At 64.4% G+C, this 21718-nt stretch carries 21 protein-coding genes; 2 read left to right on the top strand and 19 right to left on the bottom strand.

What is annotated here, in order from left to right:
• Positions 1–26 precede the first annotated feature (26 nt).
• The 15 genes from JJ959_RS08280 to tsaB form a co-directional block, all read right to left on the bottom strand.
• The gene (locus JJ959_RS08280) at positions 27–689 is read right to left on the bottom strand and encodes an RNA-binding protein (RefSeq protein WP_292881962.1); all 663 of its coding nucleotides are present in this window, start codon (positions 687–689) and stop codon (positions 27–29) included.
• Entirely contained in the window at positions 667–2235 is a 1569-nt protein-coding gene (nusA, locus tag JJ959_RS08275; protein WP_292881959.1) for a transcription termination factor NusA, read from the bottom strand. The genes JJ959_RS08280 and nusA overlap by 23 nt, the downstream gene beginning before the upstream one ends.
• Positions 2236–2279: 44 nt before the next feature.
• Positions 2280–2777 (bottom strand): ribosome maturation factor RimP, encoded by a 498-nt coding sequence (rimP, locus tag JJ959_RS08270; protein ID WP_292881956.1) that lies wholly within the window; start codon positions 2775–2777, stop codon positions 2280–2282.
• Between the two features lie 162 nt (positions 2778–2939).
• A complete protein-coding gene (locus tag JJ959_RS08265) occupies positions 2940–3671 on the bottom strand; it encodes a tRNA (guanine(46)-N(7))-methyltransferase TrmB (protein ID WP_292881953.1) in 732 nt (243 codons plus the stop codon).
• A 27-nt stretch (positions 3672–3698) separates the two neighbouring features.
• Positions 3699–4868, bottom strand: coding sequence for a methionine adenosyltransferase (gene metK / locus JJ959_RS08260; protein ID WP_292881950.1), 1170 nt, complete (start codon positions 4866–4868; stop codon positions 3699–3701).
• 179 nt (positions 4869–5047) lie between these two features.
• On the bottom strand, positions 5048–5488 hold the full coding sequence (locus JJ959_RS08255; protein ID WP_292881947.1) for a helix-turn-helix transcriptional regulator: 441 nt from the start codon (positions 5486–5488) through the stop codon (positions 5048–5050).
• A 137-nt stretch (positions 5489–5625) separates the two neighbouring features.
• Positions 5626–7239 (bottom strand): apolipoprotein N-acyltransferase, encoded by a 1614-nt coding sequence (gene lnt / locus JJ959_RS08250; RefSeq protein WP_292881944.1) that lies wholly within the window; start codon positions 7237–7239, stop codon positions 5626–5628.
• Complete coding sequence (locus JJ959_RS08245; protein WP_292881942.1) at positions 7236–8198, bottom strand: hemolysin family protein; 963 nt, start codon at positions 8196–8198, stop codon at positions 7236–7238. The genes lnt and JJ959_RS08245 overlap by 4 nt, the downstream gene beginning before the upstream one ends.
• Positions 8195–8671: an rRNA maturation RNase YbeY gene (gene ybeY, locus JJ959_RS08240; RefSeq protein ID WP_292882189.1), complete on the bottom strand. Its 477-nt coding sequence runs from the start codon at positions 8669–8671 to the stop codon at positions 8195–8197. Before ybeY ends, JJ959_RS08245 begins: the two co-directional genes overlap by 4 nt.
• 113 nt (positions 8672–8784) lie before the next feature.
• On the bottom strand, positions 8785–9807 hold the full coding sequence (locus JJ959_RS08235; RefSeq protein ID WP_366816941.1) for a PhoH family protein: 1023 nt from the start codon (positions 9805–9807) through the stop codon (positions 8785–8787).
• Entirely contained in the window at positions 9804–11240 is a 1437-nt protein-coding gene (miaB, locus tag JJ959_RS08230) for a tRNA (N6-isopentenyl adenosine(37)-C2)-methylthiotransferase MiaB (RefSeq protein WP_292881939.1), read from the bottom strand. Before miaB ends, JJ959_RS08235 begins: the two co-directional genes overlap by 4 nt.
• A gap of 206 nt (positions 11241–11446) precedes the next feature.
• A complete protein-coding gene (locus tag JJ959_RS08225; protein ID WP_292881936.1) occupies positions 11447–12340 on the bottom strand; it encodes a lysophospholipid acyltransferase family protein in 894 nt (297 codons plus the stop codon).
• Complete coding sequence (locus JJ959_RS08220; RefSeq protein ID WP_292882184.1) at positions 12337–13179, bottom strand: GNAT family N-acyltransferase; 843 nt, start codon at positions 13177–13179, stop codon at positions 12337–12339. Before JJ959_RS08220 ends, JJ959_RS08225 begins: the two co-directional genes overlap by 4 nt.
• A 307-nt stretch (positions 13180–13486) precedes the next feature.
• The gene (locus JJ959_RS08215; protein WP_292881934.1) at positions 13487–13963 is read right to left on the bottom strand and encodes a GNAT family N-acetyltransferase; all 477 of its coding nucleotides are present in this window, start codon (positions 13961–13963) and stop codon (positions 13487–13489) included.
• Positions 13960–14649, bottom strand: coding sequence for a tRNA (adenosine(37)-N6)-threonylcarbamoyltransferase complex dimerization subunit type 1 TsaB (gene tsaB / locus JJ959_RS08210; protein WP_292881932.1), 690 nt, complete (start codon positions 14647–14649; stop codon positions 13960–13962). The genes JJ959_RS08215 and tsaB overlap by 4 nt, the downstream gene beginning before the upstream one ends.
• A gap of 122 nt (positions 14650–14771) precedes the next feature.
• Here tsaB and JJ959_RS08205 point away from each other — a divergent pair, with 122 nt between their 5' ends.
• Positions 14772–15851: a polysaccharide deacetylase family protein gene (locus JJ959_RS08205; RefSeq protein WP_292881929.1), complete on the top strand. Its 1080-nt coding sequence runs from the start codon at positions 14772–14774 to the stop codon at positions 15849–15851.
• A 19-nt stretch (positions 15852–15870) separates the two neighbouring features.
• On the opposite strand, the gene JJ959_RS08200 is transcribed toward JJ959_RS08205, so the two are convergent.
• Together JJ959_RS08200 and JJ959_RS08195 are read right to left on the bottom strand one after the other, a co-directional pair.
• Positions 15871–16854, bottom strand: a complete 984-nt coding sequence (locus JJ959_RS08200; RefSeq protein ID WP_292881928.1) for a glucosaminidase domain-containing protein — start codon at positions 16852–16854, stop codon at positions 15871–15873.
• Positions 16855–16974: 120 nt separating this feature from the next.
• On the bottom strand, positions 16975–17532 hold the full coding sequence (locus tag JJ959_RS08195) for a NifU family protein (RefSeq protein WP_292881926.1): 558 nt from the start codon (positions 17530–17532) through the stop codon (positions 16975–16977).
• Positions 17533–17763: 231 nt separating this feature from the next.
• Between JJ959_RS08195 and JJ959_RS08190 the strand changes: the two genes are divergently transcribed.
• The gene (locus JJ959_RS08190) at positions 17764–19065 is read left to right on the top strand and encodes an adenylate/guanylate cyclase domain-containing protein (RefSeq protein WP_292881924.1); all 1302 of its coding nucleotides are present in this window, start codon (positions 17764–17766) and stop codon (positions 19063–19065) included.
• Here the strand turns inward: JJ959_RS08190 and trpS are convergent.
• Positions 19055–20056 carry a tryptophan--tRNA ligase gene (gene trpS, locus JJ959_RS08185; RefSeq protein ID WP_292881923.1) on the bottom strand — a complete coding sequence of 334 codons (1002 nt, stop codon included), beginning with the start codon at positions 20054–20056 and terminating at the stop codon, positions 19055–19057. The genes JJ959_RS08190 and trpS overlap by 11 nt on opposite strands.
• 81 nt (positions 20057–20137) lie before the next feature.
• Complete coding sequence (gene murJ / locus JJ959_RS08180) at positions 20138–21703, bottom strand: murein biosynthesis integral membrane protein MurJ (protein ID WP_292881921.1); 1566 nt, start codon at positions 21701–21703, stop codon at positions 20138–20140.
• Positions 21704–21718 lie beyond the last annotated feature (15 nt).

Genomic DNA, 21718 nt, shown 5'->3' with positions numbered 1-21718 from the left:
TACCGGGCAGGGGCCTCAATACACCCCTAGCCGTTGTTTTCCAAGCCGAGTCGAGAAATATCGCCCCGGAATCCTGCAAGTCGTGCAAATTCTCGTGTCAAACGGGCCGTCAGACCCTTCGAATGGTCGCCTGCCGCCAGGATGGCCGCATGCACCGTCTGCTCACGGTCGAAGGCCGCTCCGAGCTCGGCGCGGGTCAGCAAGGCCAGGGCCGGGAGGCCGCCGCCAAGCCGTGTCATCTTCTCCCGCGCATCCGCAGCGCCGTCCGCCGCTTCGATCAGCAGGACCGCCTTGTGGTGGCGCACGGCGTCTTCGACCTTGGCATGGCCCGCGATGGCCGCTCCCGCACGCCGGGCCAGTCCGATAAGCGACTGGATCGAGGCGACGAGCATGGCTTCGACGGCCTCGACGAGGTCGTCGCGCACCGTGACCTTCTGCTTGGCGGCACGGGAAAAGGCCCGCTTGCGGCTGGCCTCGGCAAGCGCATCACGGCTCGCCGTGACCCAGAGGCCGCGGCCCGGAAGCTTTTCCGAAAGATCCGGAACGACGTCACCGTCCGGGCCGATCACGAAACGGATCATGCCCTCCGGGCCGCCGCTCTCGCCGGTGGCGATGCACCTGCGGTCGCCGCGGCCGGACCGGTCGCTATCGGCTAGCGCGAGGGTCTCATGTTGCCGGGGTCTCGTCATGAGCCTCCCCAGCTTCGGCACCGTCCTCGCCGGCCTCGGACTCCTCGTCCTCGAACCAGTGTGCGCGGGCCGCCATGATGACCTCGTTCGCCGTGCTCTGATCGAGGCCCGCCTCAGGCAGCATCTCGATCAGCTCGTCGCCTGCCAGATCCGCCAGATCGTCCAGCGTCTTCACGCCCTGTTCGGCGAGCTGGACGATATTGGCGAGGTTCAGGCCCTCGAAATTCAGCAGGTCTTCCGCCACACCGAGCTCGGTGCTGCGATCCTGCAGCCGGTTGCGTTCGGCCTCGGCGAAGGCCAGCGCCCGGTTCTGCAGCTCCTCGGCGATGTCCGCATCGAAACCTTCGATGCTCATCAGATCTTCGAGCGGCGAATAGGCGATCTCGTCGACCGAGGTGAAGCCTTCCGCCACAAGCAGATGCGCGATCACATCGTCGATATCGAGGGAGTCGATGAAAGTCTTCGACCGGGTCTTGAACTCTTCCTGACGGCGCTCGGATTCCTCGGCCTCGGTCAGGATGTCGATATCCCAGCCGGTGAGGATCGAGGCGAGGCGCACGTTCTGGCCGCGGCGGCCGATGGCGAGGCTGAGCTGGTCGTCCGGCACCACCACTTCGATGCGGCGCTGCTCCTCGTCCAGAACGACCTTGCTGACCTCGGCCGGAGCGAGACCGTTGACCACGAAGGTCGCCGGATCCTCGGACCAGGGAATGATGTCGATCTTCTCGCCCTGCAGCTCGCCGACCACGGCCTGCACGCGCGAGCCGCGCATGCCGACGCAGGCGCCGACCGGATCGATGCTGCCGTCATAGGAGATCACCGCGATCTTCGCGCGGCTGCCCGGATCGCGGGCGACCGACTTGATCTCGATGATGCCGTCGTAGATTTCCGGCACTTCCTGCTTGAACAGGTTGGCCATGAACTGCGGATGGGTGCGCGACAGGAAGATCTGCGGGCCGCGTTGTTCCTCGCGGACGTCGTAGATGTAGGCGCGCACACGATCGCCGTTGCGGAAGCTTTCGCGCGGCAGCAGCTCGTCGCGGCGCAGCACCGCCTCTGCCCGGCCGAGATCGATGGTGACGTTGCCGAACTCGACCCGCTTGACGATGCCGTTGACGATCTCGCCGACGCGGTCCTTGAACTCCTCGTACTGGCGGGCCCGCTCGGCCTCGCGCACCTTCTGCACGATGACCTGCTTGGCGGTCTGCGCGGCGATGCGGCCGAAATCGATCGGCGGCAGCGGATCGACGATCAGGTCGCCCGCCTTCAGGTTCGGATCCCGCTTCTGCGCGGCGGCAACGGAGATCTGGGTCATCTCGTCCTCGACCTCGTCGACCACCTCGGTCACGCGGACGAGTTCGATGGCGCCGCTGGTGCGGTCGATATTGGCCCGGATGTCACGATCATGGCCGTATTTGGAGCGGCCGGCTTTCTGGATCGCCTGCTCCATCGCCTCCAGGACCTCGTCGCGCTCGATACCTTTCTCGCGCGCTACGACATCGGCGACTTGAATCAGTTCAAGCTTGGGTTGGGTTGCCGTTTCCATGGGTCGCGTCTTCTTGCCGTTTGTTCCGTTTGCCCCAGACCGCCTCAGATCTCGCCGCGCTCGGCAGCGTCGATCAGAGCATCGGTCAAAACCAGTTTCGCCGTTCGGATCGCAGCGAAGGGAAAGCTCAGCTTTTCCCCGTCCTGTTCGATCGCGACGGTTCCGTCTTCTGCGGACCCGAGGACCTCGCCCCGGAACCGCTTGCGCCCGTTCACCGGCACCTCGAGCTCGATCTTCGCCTCGAAACCGCTGAAACGGTCGTAATCCTCCGGCCGCACCAGAGGACGATCGATCCCCGGCGAGCTGACCTCGAGATTGTATTCCCCGGAAATCGGGTCCTCGACATCGAGGATCAGCGAAATCGCACGGCTGATATCGGCGCAGTCGTCGACCGTCATCTGGGTGCGGTCGGTGCGCTCTGCCATGATCTGCAGCACGGCCTTCTTGCCGCCGGTAAAGCTCACCCGCACGAGATCGTAGCCCATCGACTCAACCGATGGTCCGATCATTGCGGCAATGCGCTCGTTCAGCTGTTGCGTCACCCGGATCCTCTAACAGTCCGCCCCGGCCAGGGCCGGGAAAACCACCCTCGGGAAACGCAAAAAAAAAGTGGGCCGTTGGCCCACCCTATCAGCGTTACCGATTGGGTCATGTAATGGAGCCCCAAATATAACCCAGTACGCGAATGCTTCAAGAAAATTCGGTCAACCGTCGGTATGGAGACGTTCGAACCGCATGAAGGCCGGCCGGCGGCCCTGCGCCCGGGCCTTGGCCTCGTAACGCGTCTCGGGCCAATCGTTCGGCCGGACCCGCCAGTCCTGCGGCCCGCGGGCTAGCCAGCGGAAACCCTCGTTCGCGGTTGCGCGGGCCAGCATCCAGCGCAGATAGCCCATGTCGTCGGTCGCCAGCCGCAGCTCGCCGCCGGGCTTCAGCAGGCGGTGAAAGTCGGCGATCGTCTCGTGCTGGATGATGCGGCGCGCATGGTGGCGCTTTTTCGGCCAGGGATCGGCGAAGAGCACGGCGATCCGGTCGAGGCATCTATCCGGCAGAACGGCGAGCAGGTCGCGCACGTCGTCGGGATAGATCCGGACATTGCCGAGACCGCGATCCTCGCAATGGCGGAGCAGGCTGGCGACGCCGTTCATGAAAGGCTCGGAGCCGATAAAGCCGACCCCGGGATTGGCGTCTGCCTGCGCGGCCAGGTGCTCGCCGCCGCCGAAGCCGATCTCGAGCCAGATCTCCTCCGTATCCGGCGGAAACAGCGTCCGGGGATCCAGTCTGGCGCCGGGTGTGTCCGGCAGCTCCACGCGAAGCTCCGGCAGCCGCGTTTCGAGCAGCGTCTCCATACCCGCGCGCAAGCGCCGACCGCGCCTTCTGCCATAGAAGACGCGGTCGCGCTGTACGATGTCTTTCGGATCTTCCTTGCCCGTGGGCACGGCTCGGTCCCGTTTCTCGTCTGGTCCTTAAGCGAAGGCGCTTTTCAGGTCGTCCACGAGGTCGAGCTTCTCCCAGGTGAAGTGCCCGGGCGCACCGTCTTCGCGGCCGAAATGACCATATGCCGAGGTCGGCCGGTAGATCGGATTGCTGAGAGCGAGACGCTCGCGGATTCCCCGCGGCGACAGATCGACGATCTCGCGGATCACCGAAGCCAGCTTGGCCTCGTCAACCTTGCCCGTGTTGTAGGTCTCGAAATAGATCGAGAGCGGGTGGGAGATGCCGATCGCGTAGGACACCTGGATCGTGCACTTGTCGGCGAGGCCGGCGGCCACGACGTTCTTGGCGACCCAGCGCGCCGCGTAGGCCGCGGAGCGGTCGACCTTGGTCGGATCCTTGCCGGAAAACGCACCGCCGCCATGCGGCGCCGCACCGCCATAGGTGTCGACGATGATCTTGCGGCCGGTCAGACCGGCATCGCCGACCGGACCGCCGATCACGAAGCGGCCCGTCGGGTTTACGTAGAAATGATCCTCGGGACACATCCAGCCCTCGGGAAGGACCTTCAGCACGTGCTCGCGAACCATTTCGCGGATCGCGTCCTGCTCAAGATCCTCGTCATGCTGGGTCGAGACCACGACGGAGGAAGCGCGCACCGGCTTGCCGTTCGCGTATTGCAGGGTCACCTGGCTCTTGGAGTCCGGCCCGAAGCCCTTTTGCGCACCGGATTTGCGCGCTTCGGCCATGGATTTCAGGATCTGGTGCGAATAGTGGATCGGCGCCGGCATGAGCGCCTCGGTCTCGCGGCAGGCAAAACCGAACATGATGCCCTGGTCGCCGGCGCCTTCGTCCTTGTTGCCCGCGGCGTCGACACCCATCGCGATATCGGTGGACTGCTCGTGCAGCAGAACCTCGATATCGGCCGTCTTCCAGCTGAAGCCGTCCTGTTCGTAACCGATGTCGCGGATCGCCTCGCGCGTCGACTCGATGATCGCATCCTTGGTAACGGACGCCGGCCCGCGCACTTCGCCCGCCAGGATGACCTTGTCGGTCGTGGCCAGGGTTTCGCACGCGACGCGGCTCATGGGATCCGCGGCAAGAAACATGTCAACGACCGTATCGGAGATCCGGTCACAGACCTTGTCCGGATGTCCTTCGGAAACGGATTCGCTGGTGAATTCGTAGTCGGATTGAGTCAACGGGGGCTCTCCTAGGAAATGAGTTACACCCATGCCGGCATAAAACGTACCCGTGAACGCCTGCCCCGGTTGGAAGCGCCGTGCATGAATCTCTGTTCGGTGAATCTGTCGAAGGCACCGAGAGGTAGGATTACCTGCCGCTTTTGCGAATCCCGGTCAAGCAGAAACCGACGCGGTTCCTATTCGGACTCTTCGCCGTCGAAAGTGTTCGCGATCGAACGCATCAGGTCGAACAGCCGACGCCGTGCTTCCGGGTCCGCGATACGGTAATAGGCACGAACGAGTTCAAGGGTTTCGCGCCGGTTCATCGGGTCGTCGGGAAGCTGGTAGGCCTCCGGATCCTGATCTTTTTCGAACAGGCGTCCAGGCGACTGCTCGCGGACTTCCTGTGCCATCTCTTCGAAGAAGTAATTGACCGGAACCTCGAGCACCCGGCTCAGATCGTACAGCCGGCTCGCGCCGATCCGGTTTGCGCCGCGTTCATACTTCTGCACCTGCTGGAACGTCAGTCCGAGTGCCTGGCCGAGCTTCTCCTGGCTGATGCCGAGAAGCGTACGGCGCATGCGGACGCGCGATCCGACATGAACGTCGACCGGATTCGGTTTTCCCAAGCTGGCCATCCGGCCACCGGGACGACGCTTTCTCGACGGCTGCTCCATAATCAGAACCATTAATCTCAAATTGCGTTGAAACCAGTTACCCATACAAACGTATGCAGTCAACAGGAAAGCCTTAACAAAAAAAAGAAAAAAGAGAGCTAACTGGCCCTGCGAAGAAATGCCGCTAATAGTGGCAGAAGCGCCAGCACTATTGCCAAGCTGTCTCCGACGCGCGCATAGAGCGTTTTACTTGGCAGAGCCGGGGGAAGCGGACTGTCAATCGCACCCGTCCGCTCAAGAGGAAGCGAGGCGAGAACACGCCCGTAGGCATCGATGATTGCGGAAATTCCCGTATTCGCAGCACGGATAATCGGGATTCCTTCTTCCACGGCACGCATCCGTGCGGCCGCGAGATGCTGGTAAGGTCCTGAACTGAAACCGAACCAGGCATCGTTTGTTACGTTCACCAGAAGCCCTGGACGGGGTCCGGCAGGCGCCGTGACGGCGCCGGGAAAGATCACCTCGTAGCAGATCAGGGAGCCGATCGGTGGAAGACCCGGTGCCTCGAAGCTGCCCGGACCGGGACCCGGCGTGAAGCCCTGGCCGGTCTTCACCACTGGTCCGAGCGGCAACCATTCGCTGAACGGCACATATTCGCCAAACGGAACGAGATGGAACTTGTCGTGCCGGGCGATGATCCGGCCGGTGCGGTCGAGCGCCACGACGGCATTGTAGTTCCGGGTTGCCTCGGGATATCCGGGTATTGCCTCGCGCAGCGGCGCTCCGGTCATCAGCACGGCATCGCCGGGCGGCAGCAGGGAGCCGAGATAGGCCGCGAACTGCGGCTCGCGATTGAGGGCATAGGGGATGGCCGTTTCCGGCCAGACCACCAGGCGCGCGGGCGGCAGTGCACCGAACCCGGCCGGCACGGCGTCGGCTTCTCGCAGACGCGTCAGCATCGCATATTTCGCGACATGCCCGCGGATCAGCTCAGGGTTCCACTTGTCCCGCTGGGGAATGTTTCCCTGCACGACGCGCACTGTCGGCGCGGCCGGGTCGAGGGGCATCGCCGCGTCCAGGCGAAACTGGCCAAAGACGAGAAAAAGCAGCGGCAGCAGGAGCGAGCAGATACCGATGCCGCGCTCGAGACGCCCGGCGCCGCTCCGCAGCAGCAACAGCGGAGAGAGCGCGAACAGCAGGACGAAGAAGCCGTAGCCATAGGCGCCGAACAGGGCCAGCGGCTGCATCAGGGCATCGGAAAAGGACCAGGCGGAGGCCGGCAGGTTCCAGGGAAAGCCGGTCGCGATCGTGCCGCGCAGCATCTCGGCCAGCGTCCAGGCGCCCGCGAGGACCGGAGCCCGCAGCCAGCCGCGCGGCCGGAGCCGGTGATAGAGCAGCGCAGCGAGCCCGCCATAGAGCGCAAGCACGGCCGGCAACCCGACGGCGGCGAACGGCACCGCCCAGGCGAACCGCTCGCCGTCGACCAGCAAGGCGTTCGAAATCCAATAAAGCCCGGCGACGTGATGACCGAAGGCAAAGGCCCATCCGCCGGCGAAGGCCCCGGCCGCGCTCCGCCGATGCTCCAGCGACAGCATGAGCAGGGAGAACGCGAACAGCGCGGGAACGATGCCGAGGGGCGGGAGCGCTAGCGCCGCGACCGCCCCGGATCCCGCCATCAGAGCGATATTCACGGCTCCCGTCAGGCGCACGAGGCGCAGGACAGTGCTGCGGGCGCCCGTGCCCAACCGGGCAACGGCCGCCCGGGAACTCACGAACCGGCCTCCGGCAGGAGCGCGTCCGGCTCCACCCTGCGGATGCGTATCCGTTTGATCCGGCGGGAATCCCCTTCCAGCACCTCGAATTCGATGCCGGCCGGATGGGTCAGGAGTTCGCCGCGTGCGGCAACCCGCCCGGCGAGCGAGAAGACCAGGCCGCCGACCGTGTCGATCTCCTCGCGCTCCTCCTCGTCCAGGACCTGGCCGAACAGCTCCTCGAACTCCTCGATCTCGGCCCGGGCATCGGCGATCGCGGTGTCCGGCCCGACCATGGTGATTTTCGGACCTTCGTCCACATCGTGCTCGTCAACGATATCGCCGACGATCTCCTCGACCAGATCCTCGATCGTGATCAGCCCGTCGACCCCGCCAAACTCGTCAACGACGAGGGCGAGGTGGCGCCGGGTCAGACGCATTTCCTGCAGCAGATCCATAGCCCGGATCGACGGCGACACGAACAGCACCTCGCGCAGCAGCGAGCTGAGCGGAACGTCCTTGCCGGCATGGATATGCGCGAGCACGTCCTTCATGTGGACCATGCCGACGACATCGTCGAGGGTCTCGCGATAGACCGGAACGCGGCTGTGCGCGTCCTTGACCATGTCGTCGACGAGTTTGTCCAGAGAGGTGCTGATCTCCACCCCGGTAATATCCGCCCTGGGGACCATCACATCCCGCGCGGTGATGTCCCGCAGCCCGAGGATGTTCCGGATCAGCGCCCGTTCGTGCGGATCGATCGCAAGACCTTCGCCGGGTTCGCCCTTGCTGTCCTCGTCGATCAGCTCTTCGAGAGCGTCGCGGACGGACGAGCTTCCGTTTCGCTTCAGCCTGAAGGCCTTCACAATCTGCTTGAGCGGCTGCCACGAGGCATCGCGGCGTTCTTGCGGATCGCCCTGCTCCGCCGGAGAAACCGGCAGGTCTGCGTCAAGCGACGCCTTTTCGGTGTCCGAACTCATCGCACCGGCTCCGCCACCGCCTCGTAGGGATCCGCAATGCCGAACCCGGCAAGGATCTCGACCTCGCGACGCTCCATCTCGGACGCCTCCGCCTCGGTCTCGTGATCGAACCCGAGCAGATGCAGCACGCCATGCACGACAAGATGGCGCAAATGGGAGTCCAGCGATTTACCGTCCCGGGCCGCTTCCATGGAGACCGTTTCAAAGGCGAGGATTACGTCCCCGAGCATATCGGCATCGCCGACCCCGGATGCAAGTCCGGACGGAAAGGACAACACATTGGTCGGGCTGTCCTTTTTCCGGTAGTCGCGATTGAGCACACGAACTTCGTCATCCGAGGACAAAACGATGCTGAGTTCGGTCTGACGCAACGGGCTGCCGATCGCGGCGGCGGCACTGGCGATGCAGATGCACTCCACATCCGGGAGAGCGTCCGTCCAGGCCGGATTTGGCACGGCGACGGCAATATCCAGATTTCTGTCCGGCTGCTCCGGGTCTTCCGGCGGATCCTGTTCAGCCAAAGCGCTGAAGCGACTACTTCCTGGCTCCGATTCGTCGGGCACGCGCGGGTACTCCTCTTTTGTCCCTATTTCTTCCCGTCATCGAGACGGGCCGATTCACGATCATTGTAAGCATGGACGATTTTCGTCACCAGCGGGTGACGCACAACGTCGCGGGCGGAAAACTCGACCACGCTGACGCCGGGAATGCGATCGAGCACGCCCATCGCATCTACCAGACCGGACTTGGCGCCAAACGGCAGGTCGATCTGCGACGGATCGCCGGTGATCGCCATGCGGGAATTCTCGCCGAGCCGGGTCAGGAACATCTTCATCTGCGTCGGCGTCGTGTTCTGCGCCTCGTCGAGGATGATGTAGGAATTGGCCAGCGTCCGTCCGCGCATGAAGGCGAGCGGCGCCACCTCGATCTCCCCCGCCGTCAGCCGGCGTTCGACCTGGTCGCCCGGCATCATGTCGTAGAGCGCGTCATAGAGCGGCCTGAGATAGGGGTCGACCTTGTCCTTCATGTCTCCCGGCAGGAAGCCGAGCCGCTCGCCGGCCTCGACCGCCGGGCGGGAAAGGATCAGACGCTCGACCTTGCGCTCCATCAGCATCGAGACCGCCATCGCGACGGCGAGATAGGTCTTGCCGGTACCGGCCGGGCCGAGGCCGAGCACAAGCTCGTCCCGCGACAGCGCCTGGATGTAGCGGTGCTGGTTCGGCGAGCGCGGCTGGATGGCCCGCTTCCATGTCGGTACGAAGGCGGAACGATCGTTGAAGCCGCTGGAACCGTTGGCGACGTCATCGTCGCTCTGGGCCCATTTGACAGCGGCATCCACCGTCCCGATGTCGAGGCTCTTCAGTTTCTTGCCGGCATCCCGGTCGCCCTCGAGGCGCCTGTAGAGCGAGGTCAGCGCCGATTGCGCCGTGATCACCGAGTCCTTGTCGCCCTCCACCGTGACGGTGTTCCCGAAGCAGGAAAGGGAGACGGGAAGTTTCTGCTCGATCCGCGCGAGGTTCCGGTCATGCTCGCCGAGCAGCGCCGGCAGGAGATCGTGATCGGCAAACTCAAGTCGGACGCTCTCGGTGGCCTCGTTCGTGATGCTCAAGCAATCGCCCTTTCATGGTCAGGGTTGCGCGACGAGAGTCCGGGAACGCCGTCCCATTCGCTGGTGACCACGGTTCCGGACAGGGAATTGGCATAGCCCGCATCGATGCGGACATCGACGATAGTGCCGACAAGCCGCTCCGATCCTGCGAAATGCACCGATTGCATATAAGGGCCGCGCCCGACGAGCTGGCCGTCCTTGTGACCCGTGCGCTCGACCAGCACCGGCTGCACCGTCCCGGCGGACGCGGCGTTGTAGGCGAGCTGCTGCGCGTTCAGAAGCTGCTGCAGGGTTTCCAATCTGTCCGACTTCACCGCTTCGTCGACCTGCATGTCCGTGCCCGCCGCCGGGGTGCCCGGCCGGGGACTGTATTTGAACGAATAGGCCTGAGCGTAGCCGATATCCGTGACAAGTTTGAGCGTCTCGGCAAAATCCGCGTCGCTTTCTCCCGGATGCCCGACAATGAAGTCGGAGGAGAGGGCGAGATCCGGGCGCGCCTCGCGCAGCCGGTCGACGACACAGCGATAGGTGGCCGCATCGTGCTTGCGGTTCATCGCCCGCAGAATGCGGTCCGACCCGGACTGCACAGGGAGATGCAGATAGGGCATCAGCTGCGGAACGTCGCGGTGCACGGCGATCAGATCCTCATCCACGTCGTTCGGATGCGAGGTCGTGTAGCGGATCCGCTCCAGCCCATCGATCTCCGCCAGTTCGCGGATCAGCCGCCCGAGACCCCATTCCCCGCCGTCGGCTGCGCCGTGATAGGCGTTCACATTCTGCCCGAGCAGGGTGAGTTCGGCGGTGCCGGACGCGACCAGCCGGCGCGCTTCCGCCAGCACCTGTTCGACAGGCCGCGAGAATTCGGCGCCGCGGGTATAGGGCACGACACAGAAGCTGCAGAACTTGTCGCAACCTTCCTGGATCGACAGGAAAGCCGCCGCGCTGCTCGCGTGGCGCTCTTCCGGCAGGAAATCGAACTTGCTCTCGACCGGGAAGTCGGTGTCGACAACGCCTGCGCCGCGGGTGCCGCGCCCGCCGGATGCGGCCTGCCGCTCGCCGGCCTTGCGTTCGGCCTCGCGCACCAGTTCCGGAAGCCTGTGATAGGTCTGCGGCCCGAAAACGAGATCCACGAACGGCGCGCGCTTGACGATCTCCTCGCCCTCGGCCTGGGCCACGCAGCCCGCGACCGCGATCAGCAAAGGCCTGCCCTCGGCGGCGCGTGCTTCCTTTTCCAGACGGATGCGTCCGAGCTCGGAAAAGACCTTTTCCGTCGCCTTCTCGCGGATATGGCAGGTGTTGAGGATCACCATGTCCACATCTTCCGGCGTCGCCACCGGGTCGTATCCGAGGGAAACGAGGCTGTCCGTCATACGCTCGCTGTCGTAGACGTTCATCTGGCAGCCATAGGTCTTGATGAAGAGTTTTTTGCTCACGCGCGCTCAGCCTTACCGTCGCTCGAGGGGTCGAATTTCAGGAGATCGGCGGCACAAATACGCCGAGTGAAACTGAAATTCCAGCGTGCGTTTGCTTCCATCAGGAGAATGCTAACACCGGGCGACCCACAGTCAAGCGGCAGAACTGCGCGAAAACCGGGATTCCGCGGCGCGAACCTCGTGACGAGCGGCGATCAGCGGATATCCTAGACCCGCCCCGAAAGCGCACGCGAAACACCGCGCGAGACAACCTGCTCGCAATGGGCGGCAAGCGCCTTGCGGTTCGCGAAAGCCGAAGGGTCGACCGGCTCGTGGAACTCGACCTCGACATCGACCCGGCCGAGCGCCAGCGCCTCCAGCAGGTGCGGCACGAGATCCATGTCTCCGTACCAGGCATAGAACGGACGGAGCCCGCGGCCCATCGGCATGCCGTTCAGCCGCGTATAGGCAATCGAAACCGGCTGTACCTTGAGCTCTCCGGCTGGGTCGCGCACTTCGGCAGCGGCGAACATGGAGCTCTTGAACGGCAACGTTCGGTTGCCGTCGTTGCTGGTACCCTCGGGGAAAAGCACGAGGCGATCGCCGCCGGCGAGCCGGTCGGCGATGGCATTTGCGTGGTGCTTCGAGCGGCCACGGCGGCGCTCGACGAATACCGTGCGCTGCAGAATTGCCAGCAGGCCGAAGCCGGGCCAGCTCTTCACCTCGCTCTTTGCGATAAAGCTCGCGCGGAGCAAGCTGCCGAGCACAACGATGTCGAAATAGGAGGCATGGTTGCTCGCATAGAGCACCGGCCCCTTGGCCAGCGGGCGACCCCGCACCTTCACCCGGAAGCCGAGCAGGCGAGCGCAGAGCCCGTGATAGAAGAGAGGCAGGGCCGAGGACATCGGCGACCGGAAAGCCAAAAGGAGCATCTGCAGCGGCAGGAGCGTGCAGGTCAGCGCCCCGTAGAGCGCGATCCGGCGCCAGACCAGGGTGCGCGACGGCGCAACCATGCCCGCCGCTTCGGCGGGCTCGAGATTGCGCTCCCACGACCCCAGGAGACCGGGATCCCCGAGGATCTCCTCCTCGTTCAGCTCCTCAAGCGTTCCGGCCATGCTCATTGAATGGAGATCCCGCGCGCTTCGCGTTCGTAGTGCTTGTAGTATTTGTCGGACACACTGTTCGTCTCGACGATCACGCAGACATCCGTGGTGTTGAACTGGTGATCGATCACCGCGCCGTGCCCGACAAAGCCGCCGAGCCGGAGATAACCCTTGATCAGCGGCGGCAGCGTGGCCGCGGTCCGGCGCAGGTCGATCTCTTCGGCCGCCATGCGGTCCATCTCGACATAGCGCTCCGGCAGCGCCGTCGCCCGGATCCGCTCCGGCGCCAGATGCTGGTGATGAAGATAGGCGAGCTGCGTTCGCAGCGCCTCGGCGTCGTTCCCAGGCAGGCTGGCGCAGCCGAACATCAGGGAGATGTCGTTCTGGAACACGTAGGCCGCGATGCCTTTCCAGAGCAGTTGCATGGTCGGACGCGTGCGGTAGCCGCTCGCGGTGCAGGAACGGCCAAGCTCAAGGATCTCGCCCGGCTGGGCTTCCAGCCTGGAGATGTCGAATTCGTCGGCGGTGTAGAAGCCGCCCGCGGTCTCGGCCGCCGAGCGGCGGATCAGGCGATAGGTGCCGACCACAGCTTCCGGGCCGTTGCCGAGGTTGTGATCGAGCACGAGAAGATGGTCCGCCACATCGTCGAACGAATCTTCATCGAGACCGCTGGCCCGGGCCGCGGCCGACGGAATCGCACCCATTTCCTCGTAGAACACCCGGTAGCGCAGCTGTTTTGCCGCGAGGATATCCTCTTCTCCCGCGGCGAGCCTGACCTCCAGCGATCCGGAGAGCAGCGGCTGGTCGCCCAGCCGGTCCGCTCCGGTTATGGAAACCGGGCTGGTTTCGGAGAGCATCGTGCGCGTCGGAATCGAGAATCCCATGATTGGTCGCATCCCTATCTTCGGGGCCGCAGGTCACCGGAACCGAGGATGCCGCCGCGGCCGCAAATCCATGGCTCCGATATGGGTACGCGTTGCGCCGCCGCCAGAAAAATCGCCCGGTCGGCGCGGCGGATAGATCCGGAAGAGCCCATCCGATGCCCGCTTATACCGACAGACCGATGACAGTTTTCACACATTCGCATGACAGTCTGGTTGCAGCGGAAAACCGCCAAAAACCGGTATCTTTGTCGAAACCGCCGCGCCCGCGCCGGCCCGATCGTCAATCCTCGAAGATTAACTGCATCATTATGGCATCGGCATGGCTGCCATTGTCCGCTTTGTAATAGTTCGGGCGACGATCGAACGCGGTCATTCCGAGGGCCTCGTAGAGCCGGATCGCCGGCAGATTACCGTCCTGAACCTCGAGAAGCATCCTCTCCGCCCCCGCGCTGCGGGCCTTGTACATGGCATGCAGCATGAGCCGCCGCCCGTGGCCATGGCGGCGCTGCTCCGGAGCAACGGCGACGGTCAGGATTTCGGCAAAGTCGCCCAGACTGCGAAACAGAACGAAGCCCGCGAACCGGGGCTCGCCTTCAACATCGAGGACCGCCGCGCCCGCCGTACCCGGTACCGCGAGGAGGTCCTGAAGCGCGGCACGCGACCAGGGGCTCGCAAAAAGCGCGCCGTGCAACCGGGCGGCCTCGTCAAGATGTGCTGTGATAGCCTCATCCAGCACGAACCGGCCGCCTGCTGTCATGACGATGCCGGATGCGTCACGTCGGGCGCCCTGAGATAGAGAGGCGCGGCCTCGCTCTCGGTGCCGGCTTCGAGCAGAGCGAGACCGAGCGCGGAAACCTCGTCCGCATCCGGAACCGTGGCCGGACTGCGGATACAGGCGGAGCCGAGCAATGCGGTGACCTTGTCCGCGGCATCGCCCGCCAGCAGCACCGGCTTGGACGCAGCAAACGTCGCGAGACGCTCCGCGATGGCGTCTGCGGGCAGGGCGATGGGAGCGCCGGCCGGTGCTCCATCCACCTCGAAAATCTGCAGGAAGAGGTCGGCGCGCCGACTCTCCAGAACAACGGCAAGTGCAGTCGAGGCATCGCCCGATTCGGCGCGCGCCGCGCGCGCGACCGCGTCGAAACCGGTGACACCGATGACCGGAATGCCGAGCGCCTGACCCAGCCCCTTGGCAAAGGCAAGGCCGATCCTGAGACCGGTAAAGGAGCCCGGACCACGGCTGACCGCGATCGCATCCAGAGCGGCGAAACCGAGTCCGGCTTCCCGCATGACCTCCTCGGCCATCGGGGCGAGACGCTCGGATTGTCCCCGCGTCATGTCCTCGCGGCGCACCGCGCGCACCTCCGCGCCGACGCGCAGGGCGACGGAGCAGGCGCCGGTGCTGCTATCGATGCCGAGAATTGTGCGGGGCAGGTGCGCCATCTTATTTTCCGCCGCGAAATGCGTATGTTAGAGTGACAACGCGGCCCGAAAGTGCAAATTTTCCAGTCGCATCGCTGCCTGTAAACCACGTTGGCGGACGACAGCAAAGGAATATAGTGTCTATGCCGAATCGTACGCACTTTCGCCGCCCGGACAGGAGGAACACCCTCCGGCCGGCCGCGGCGCGCACAGTCACGGCCGCTCTCCTCCTGGCCTTCTCCTGCCTCTTCGCCGTCTTTTCCGGCCCGCTTGCGGCACAGGAAATTTCGGGTGCGGTGATCACGATGTACCACCGTTTCGGCGAGAACGACTTTCCCTCGACCAGTATCCGTATCGAGCAATTCGAAGAACATATCGAGGAACTGAAGAAGGAGCGCTATCACGTTTTGCCGCTTCCGAAGGTCATCGAGGCGCTGAAATCCGGCGAGCCGCTCGCGGACCGCACGATCGCGATCACCGTCGACGATGCCTATCTCTCGGTCTATGAGCACGCCTGGCCGCGCCTGAAGGAGGCCGGTCTGCCCTTCACGCTTTTCGTCGCCACCGGGGCGATCGACCGTCAGGTGAAGGGCTATATGAGCTGGGACCAGATCCGCGAGATGCGCGACGCCGGCGTCACGATCGGTAGCCAGACCCGCTCGCATCCGCACATGACGACGCTCGACCGGCTCGCGCTGGAGCGCGAACTGACCGAGTCCAACCAGCGTTTCGTCGACGAACTCGGCACCAAACCCGAACTCTTCGCCTACCCTTATGGCGAATACAGCCTGATGGTAAGGAAGTCCGTCGCAGATGCCGGCTTCACGGCCGCATTCGGTCAGCATTCCGGCGTCGCCTATACCGGCATGGACCATCTGACCCTGCCGCGTTTCGCCCTCAACGAACGCTATGGCGGGATCGACCGGTTCCGGCTGATTGCCAACGCCTTGCCGCTCCCGGTCAGCGACGTGCTGCCGGAGGACACCCTGCTTGTCGAGAATCCGCCCGCTTTCGGCTTTACGCTGGACGCGTCGATCGGCAGCCCGAACAGTCTCTCCTGCTTCGCGTCGAGCGAAGGGGAGACCCATCTCGAATATCTGGAACAGCGCGTCGAGGTCCGGCTGAAACAGCCGTTCCCGCCGGGCCGCTCGCGCATCAACTGCACGATGCCCGGACCGGACAACCGCTGGCGCTGGTTCGGCACGCAGTTCATCGTGCCGTGACGGGGTAAGCGACCGGCGGTCAGCCGGCCTGATTGAAGGCGGTGACGATATTGCGGTTGAGCAGTGCGTCGTCGAGTTCGTTCAGCCTGTTCTTCTCGATCACGCGGCGCAGGATATCGACATATTCCTCGCCGATTTCGGCATAGGCGAGCAATCCGCCGGCAAGCCGCTTGCCGTCCAGCCGCTCGCCGCTCTCACGCATTTCTTCACGGTAGCTGCGGAAATCGCTGTAGCTCGGATGAGTGTTGAGATTGTGGATATAGGAGGAGACCGAACTCAGCAGGGTGTCGTACTTGCGGACGACGTGACCCTCGCTGTCGGTGCGCTCTGTCGGAACGATGCCCTTGTCGTCACTCCAGGCCCGCTGCCCGAAGAGGGCATTGCCGTGACGGGCGAACCGGGACGAGCCCCAGCCGCTCTCGACCGCCGCCTGCGCCAGGGCCAACGAGACCGGAACCACGTCGACCCGTCGGTTCAGGGCGTTGAGAAGCGGACGGTCGATATCGCCCGAGGACTCGACGCCGTAGCGATCTGCCAGGCGGAGAAGCCAGTCTTTCTCGGATGAATGAAGGTTGGCGCCGTCGAGCACCCTGTCACGCAGGCGGACAAGCTTGGCACGGTCCCGCGAAACGCGCTCGTTCGCGCTCAGGACCAGCGGAAGCACGGCGGAGAAGAACAGCTTCTTCTTCCGTCCGACCTCGTCGATAAAGCCGAGATCGTCAGGCAGGCTCGACACATAGATCGCCGGAACGGGTTCCGATCCGCGCCGGACCTGCTTCAGGTCGAAACCGACGGTGCCGAAAACAAACTCAAGCGCCTTGGTGCTGGCGGGTTCAACGACATGCCCTTTCTGCGCAGAGACCGTCTGGGCCGGCCGCTCGGTTCGTTCCGGGGCAACGGTCTCAGGCTCGACTAAAACGGAAATCTGGGTCGCTAGTGCTGCTGCGCCGGCAACGAGCGCAACCATATGGAATGACGGCATTTTCAGACGCTGATTTGTCATCGAAAAAACCGCTGCCACATTCTGACGACAACGATCATACCGCTACATATAGACAAAGGGAATCCCTTGCCACTGCATTTCGCACATAGCTGGTATTCGATTTATTCTTGATTCGAATACTTACATCGCGGCGGCGCGAACTTCGCGGACCTCCGGGATATAGTGCCGAAGCATGTTCTCGATGCCCATTTTCAGGGTTGCCGTCGAGCTCGGGCAGCCGGCGCAGGCGCCGCGCATGTAAAGCGTCACGACACCTTCGTCGAAGCTTTCGAACACGATGTCCCCGCCGTCCATCGCCACCGCCGGGCGCACGCGCGTGTCCAGCAGTTCCTTGATCTGGGAAACGACTTCGCTGTCCTCTCCGTCGGCGCTGTGTCCGGCTTCGGAATCCGCTGTCACGACGGGCCGGCCGGCGGTGAAATGTTCCATGATCACACCGAGCACCGCCGGCTTCATCAGGTACCATTCCTTGTCGTCGCGCTTGGCAACGGTGATGAAATCGCCGCCGAAGAACACACCGGTCACGCCGTCCACGTCGAACAGCCGTTCCGCCAGCGGGGACTTTCCGGCCGCTTCCTCTTCCGAACGGAACTCCGCGGTGCCGCTTCCCATCACGTCCTGCCCCGGCAGGAACTTCAGCGTCGCCGGATTCGGCGTTTCTTCAGTCTGGATAAACATCCCATTCTCTCCTTGAGGGACCCCCGGGCCGGCCGGCGCCTTCTGAAATGTGCGCCGGTCCTGTCGGGGCCCGAGACTCTTAACTCGTCGGGCACTAAATTGGTACTATATAGAGTGTCCCTGAAGAAAGTGATTTCAAGCCCACTTTTTGCCACGGGCGCGCTGCCTTATCATTGAATTGCCGCTATGGCGCAAGGAAAGACAGTCTTTCCAGAACGGAGCCCGGATCCCTTGAAAGCGAAACCGGCCACAGAGCGTCAGATCGATCCCATCAGGCCGCATGTCCGCGTCACCCACGAGGGCGCCGATCACGAGACCGCATTGCCGCCCGGCAGCTCGCTTTCGGCCGAAGACCTGATCATGGCGCCGGAGCGCTGGCTCATGGAGCCCTCCAGCGGCATCCTTTCCATGCGCGAGCTGATGCGCGACCTCTGCAACCTGTTGGTCGCCCAGGGCATGCCCATGCTGCGCGCGACCTGTTTCATCCGGACACTGCATCCCCAGGCCCGCGGCCGATCGGTTATCTGGCGCAAGACGATGCGCGACCCCGAAGAACTCATGGTCCTGCACGGGATCGAGGAGACGGAGAGTTTCCAGCGCAGCCCGTTGCCCGTGATCTTCGAAGGGGCCGCCGCAATCCGCCGCCGCCTCTGCGATCCGGAAACGCCTCTCGACTTCCCGGTGCTGCATGACCTGAGAGAAGAAGGCGCGACGGACTATGTCGCCATGCCACTCAAGTTCAGCAACGGTGACCTCAATTTCGTTACCTGGGCGTCCGACGCCGAGGGCGGCTTCGCCGCATCCGATCTCAGCATTCTCGACGGTTTGCTTCCGGCCCTGAGCATGCGGATCGAGATCCTGGAACGGCAGAAGCTGACCCGCGACCTGCTGGAGGTCTATCTCGGCCGCGATACCGGACGCCGGGTCCTGAACGGCGCCATCCGCCGCGGGACCTCGGAGACGATCCGCGCCGCGATCCTCTATGCCGACGTCCGCGGCTTTACCGCTGCGTCCGACAGCCTGCCCAGCGCCGAGATTATCGAGATGCTGAACGATTATTTCGAGATCATGTCGCAGCCGATCGAGGAAAGGGGCGGCGAGATCCTGAAATTCATCGGCGACGGGCTGCTGGCAATCTTCCCGCTCGGCCGCGACAGCGTTGCCGGCGAAGCGGACGCGGTCCTGAAGGCTGCGATGGAGGCGCAGACCCTGCTGCGCAGCCGGAACGCGCTCCGGGAAAAGCACGGCAAGCCGCGGATCGAGCATGCGCTCGGCCTGCATGTCGGCGATGTCAGCTACGGCAATATCGGCAGCCCGACCAGGCTCGATTTCACCGTGATCGGCCCGGCGGTGAACCTGGCGAGCCGTCTGCAGGGGCTCGGCAAGGACCTCGGCCATACGATCGTGGCCTCGGACGCCATTGCCCGGATGGCGACATTGTCGCTCAAGACCCTCGGCAGCCATCCGGTGCGCGGCCTGCGCGCACCGGTGGAAGTGTTCACACCTTACGGCGTGGAGCCGGTTACGGCTTGAGGAAGCCGACGATTTCCTTGGCTTCGCGCACCACCGGCTCGGCGATCTCGCGGGCCCGGTCGGCGCCGCGCTTCAGCACCGCATCGACCGCAGCCGTATCCTCGGTCAACCGTTTCATTTCCGAACCGATCGGCCCCAGCACCTCGACCGCGAGCTCGGCGAAGGACTTCTTGAAGTCCCCGAAACCCTTGCCGGCGAACTGCTTCAGGACGGTATCGGTGTCCGTGCCCTCGAGCGCGGCATAGATCGCGATCAGGTTCTTCGCCTCGGGCCGGTCCGCCATCTCCGCCGCCGTCTCCGGGATCGGATGCGGATCGGTCTTGGCCTTGCGGATCTTCTGCGCGATATCGTCCGCCTCGTCGGTCATGTTGATGCGCGAATATTCGGACGTGTCCGACTTGCTCATCTTCTTGGTGCCGTCGCGGAGGCTCATCACCCGCGTCGCCTCGCCGAAGATCATCGGCTCCGGCAGCGGGAAGAAATCGACGCCGTACATTGAGTTGAAGGCCTGAGCGATATCCCGCATCAGCTCCAGATGCTGTTTCTGGTCGTCGCCGACCGGCACATGCGTGCCCTTGTAGACCAGCACGTCGGCCGCCATCAGCACCGGATAGTCGTAGAGCCCGACCGTCGCGTTCTCGCGGTTCTTGCCCGCCTTCTCCTTGAATTGCGTCATCCGGTTCAGCCAGCCGATACGGGCGACGCAGTTGAAGATCCAGGTCAGTTCGGCATGCGCCGGAACGGCGGACTGATTGAAGATGATGCACTCTTCCGGATCGATACCGGCAGCGATCATGCCGGCCGCGACCTCGCGGGTGGCGCGGCGCAGAACCTCCGGATCGTGCGGCGGCATGGTGATCGCATGCATGTCGACGACGCAGAAGATCGAATTGTAGTCGCGCTGCAGCTGCACCCAGTTGCGGATCGCGCCGAGGTAATTGCCGAGATGCAGGTTACCTGTGGGCTGCACGCCCGAGAAAATCCGGTTCATGTCACGCGATCCATAAGACTGAAGCGAAAAAAGGGCCTGATTTATCGCGGCAGGCGCAGCGGTGGTCAAGGCCGGACTGGCTCAGCTTGCCGGGGAGCGCCGGAAAGCCGTCCTGAGCTCCGCCGGGCGAAAGGCGCCGAGCAGGGTCGCGGTGCCGAAATAGACCGCCAGAGCCAGCAGGATGAAGCCGAGCAACGCCAGTGAGCCGACCAGAGTTCCCTGCCCGAAAAGCGCAAGCTCTGCACTGTCCGCGAGCCACAGCGCCGCGGACAGTGCGGCTCCCATCAAGAGAGCGGAGACAAGGATACGCGGCAGTCGCTTGCGCGAGCGCTGGTCGAGCCTGAAGACCCCGTCCCGGCGCAGCAGCCAGGCCAACGCGAAGCCGTTGACCCAGGACGCGATGGCGGTCGCGAGCGCGAGACCGACATGGGCGAGGAACTGCATCAGGATGAGGTTGAGGAGGAGGTTCAGCACCACCGCCCCTGCCGCCACCTTGACCGGAGTCTTGGTGTCCTCGCGGGCGAAGAAGCCCGGCTGCAGAACCTTGACCAGCACGAAGGCGGGAAGACCCGCGGCGAAGGCGATCATCGCCGCAGAGGTCGCGGCCGCGTCCGCCGCGCTAAAGGCGCCGCGCTCGAACAGCACGGTGATGATGGGCCCGGCCAGCACCGCGATCCCGACCGCGGCCGGCACCGTCAGCAGGGCGCCGAGCTCGAGCGCGCGGTTCTGCGTCGTCAGCGCGCCCGCCTCGTCGCCGCCGCGCCACTGGCGCGAGAGCATGGGCAGCAGCGCGGTCCCGATCGCGACTCCGATCACCCCGAGTGGCAGCTGATTCACCCGGTCGGCATAATAGAGAAAGGAGATCGAGCCGAGCGGCAGGGTCGAGGCCAGCACCATGTCGATCAGCAGGTTGATCTGCACCACTCCGGCGCCGAGCATGGCCGGCAACATGAGACGAAAGAGCTTGCGCACGCCCGGCGTCAGCCTCGGCACGCGCAGACGCAGCGAGAACCCGGCCCGCGAGGAGGCACCGATCAGCCAGAGCAGCTGGGCGAGACCCGCCGCCGCGACGCCCCAGGCAAGCACATGGCCCGGCGTCTCAAGCCGGTCGGCGAACCCGACCATGGCGCCGATCAGGATCAGGTTCAGCAGGATCGGGGCCGAGGCCATGGCGGCGAAGCGGTCGAGGCTGTTCAGCACGCCGCCATAGAGCGCGACGATGGAAATCAGCGGCAGGTAGGGAAAGGTGATGCGGGTGAGCTCGACGGCGATCTCGAAGCGTTCCGGTGTCGCAACGAAACCGGGCGCCAGCACATGCATAACCCAGGGCATGGTCAGTTCCATGGCGAGGGTCAGCGCCGCCAAGACCGCGCACATCATCGCCAGCGCGTCCTCGGCGAACCGCTTCGCCTCCGCGCGCCCCTCTGCCTCGAGCGACCCGGCGAAGAGCGGCACGAAGGCGACTGTGAAAGACCCCTCGGCAGTCAGGCGGCGGAAGAAGTTCGGCAGCTTGAAGGCGACGAAAAAGGCGTCGGCCACCGGCCCCGCACCGAGGATCGCGGCGATCAGCACGTCGCGCAGAAAGCCCGTCACCCGGCTGATCATGGTGTAACTGCCGACAGTCGCGGCGGCGCGGATCAGGGACATGGCACTTTCGGCTTA

Origin of the sequence: Nisaea sp., from assembly GCF_017640745.1 — a bacterium.
Lineage (GTDB): Bacteria > Pseudomonadota > Alphaproteobacteria > Thalassobaculales > Thalassobaculaceae > Nisaea.
This window is presented reverse-complemented; position numbering and strand designations above follow the sequence as displayed.

Bases quoted from the DNA above. Each gene is read 5' to 3' on its own strand.
- JJ959_RS08280 (WP_292881962.1), bottom strand. From the start codon at position 689: ATGACGAGACCCCGGCAACATGAGACCCTCGCGCTAGCCGATAGCGAC.
- nusA (WP_292881959.1), bottom strand. From the start codon at position 2,235: ATGGAAACGGCAACCCAACCCAAGCTTGAACTGATTCAAGTCGCCGAT.
- JJ959_RS08255 (WP_292881947.1), bottom strand. From the start codon at position 5,488: ATGGCCAGCTTGGGAAAACCGAATCCGGTCGACGTTCATGTCGGATCG.
- JJ959_RS08245 (WP_292881942.1), bottom strand. From the start codon at position 8,198: ATGAGTTCGGACACCGAAAAGGCGTCGCTTGACGCAGACCTGCCGGTT.
- JJ959_RS08225 (WP_292881936.1), bottom strand. From the start codon at position 12,340: ATGAGCATGGCCGGAACGCTTGAGGAGCTGAACGAGGAGGAGATCCTC.
- JJ959_RS08220 (WP_292882184.1), bottom strand. From the start codon at position 13,179: ATGCTCTCCGAAACCAGCCCGGTTTCCATAACCGGAGCGGACCGGCTG.
- JJ959_RS08215 (WP_292881934.1), bottom strand. From the start codon at position 13,963: ATGACAGCAGGCGGCCGGTTCGTGCTGGATGAGGCTATCACAGCACAT.
- tsaB (WP_292881932.1), bottom strand. From the start codon at position 14,649: ATGGCGCACCTGCCCCGCACAATTCTCGGCATCGATAGCAGCACCGGC.
- JJ959_RS08205 (WP_292881929.1), top strand. From the start codon at position 14,772: ATGCCGAATCGTACGCACTTTCGCCGCCCGGACAGGAGGAACACCCTC.
- JJ959_RS08200 (WP_292881928.1), bottom strand. From the start codon at position 16,854: ATGACAAATCAGCGTCTGAAAATGCCGTCATTCCATATGGTTGCGCTC.
- JJ959_RS08195 (WP_292881926.1), bottom strand. From the start codon at position 17,532: ATGTTTATCCAGACTGAAGAAACGCCGAATCCGGCGACGCTGAAGTTC.
- trpS (WP_292881923.1), bottom strand. From the start codon at position 20,056: ATGAACCGGATTTTCTCGGGCGTGCAGCCCACAGGTAACCTGCATCTC.
- murJ (WP_292881921.1), bottom strand. From the start codon at position 21,703: ATGTCCCTGATCCGCGCCGCCGCGACTGTCGGCAGTTACACCATGATC.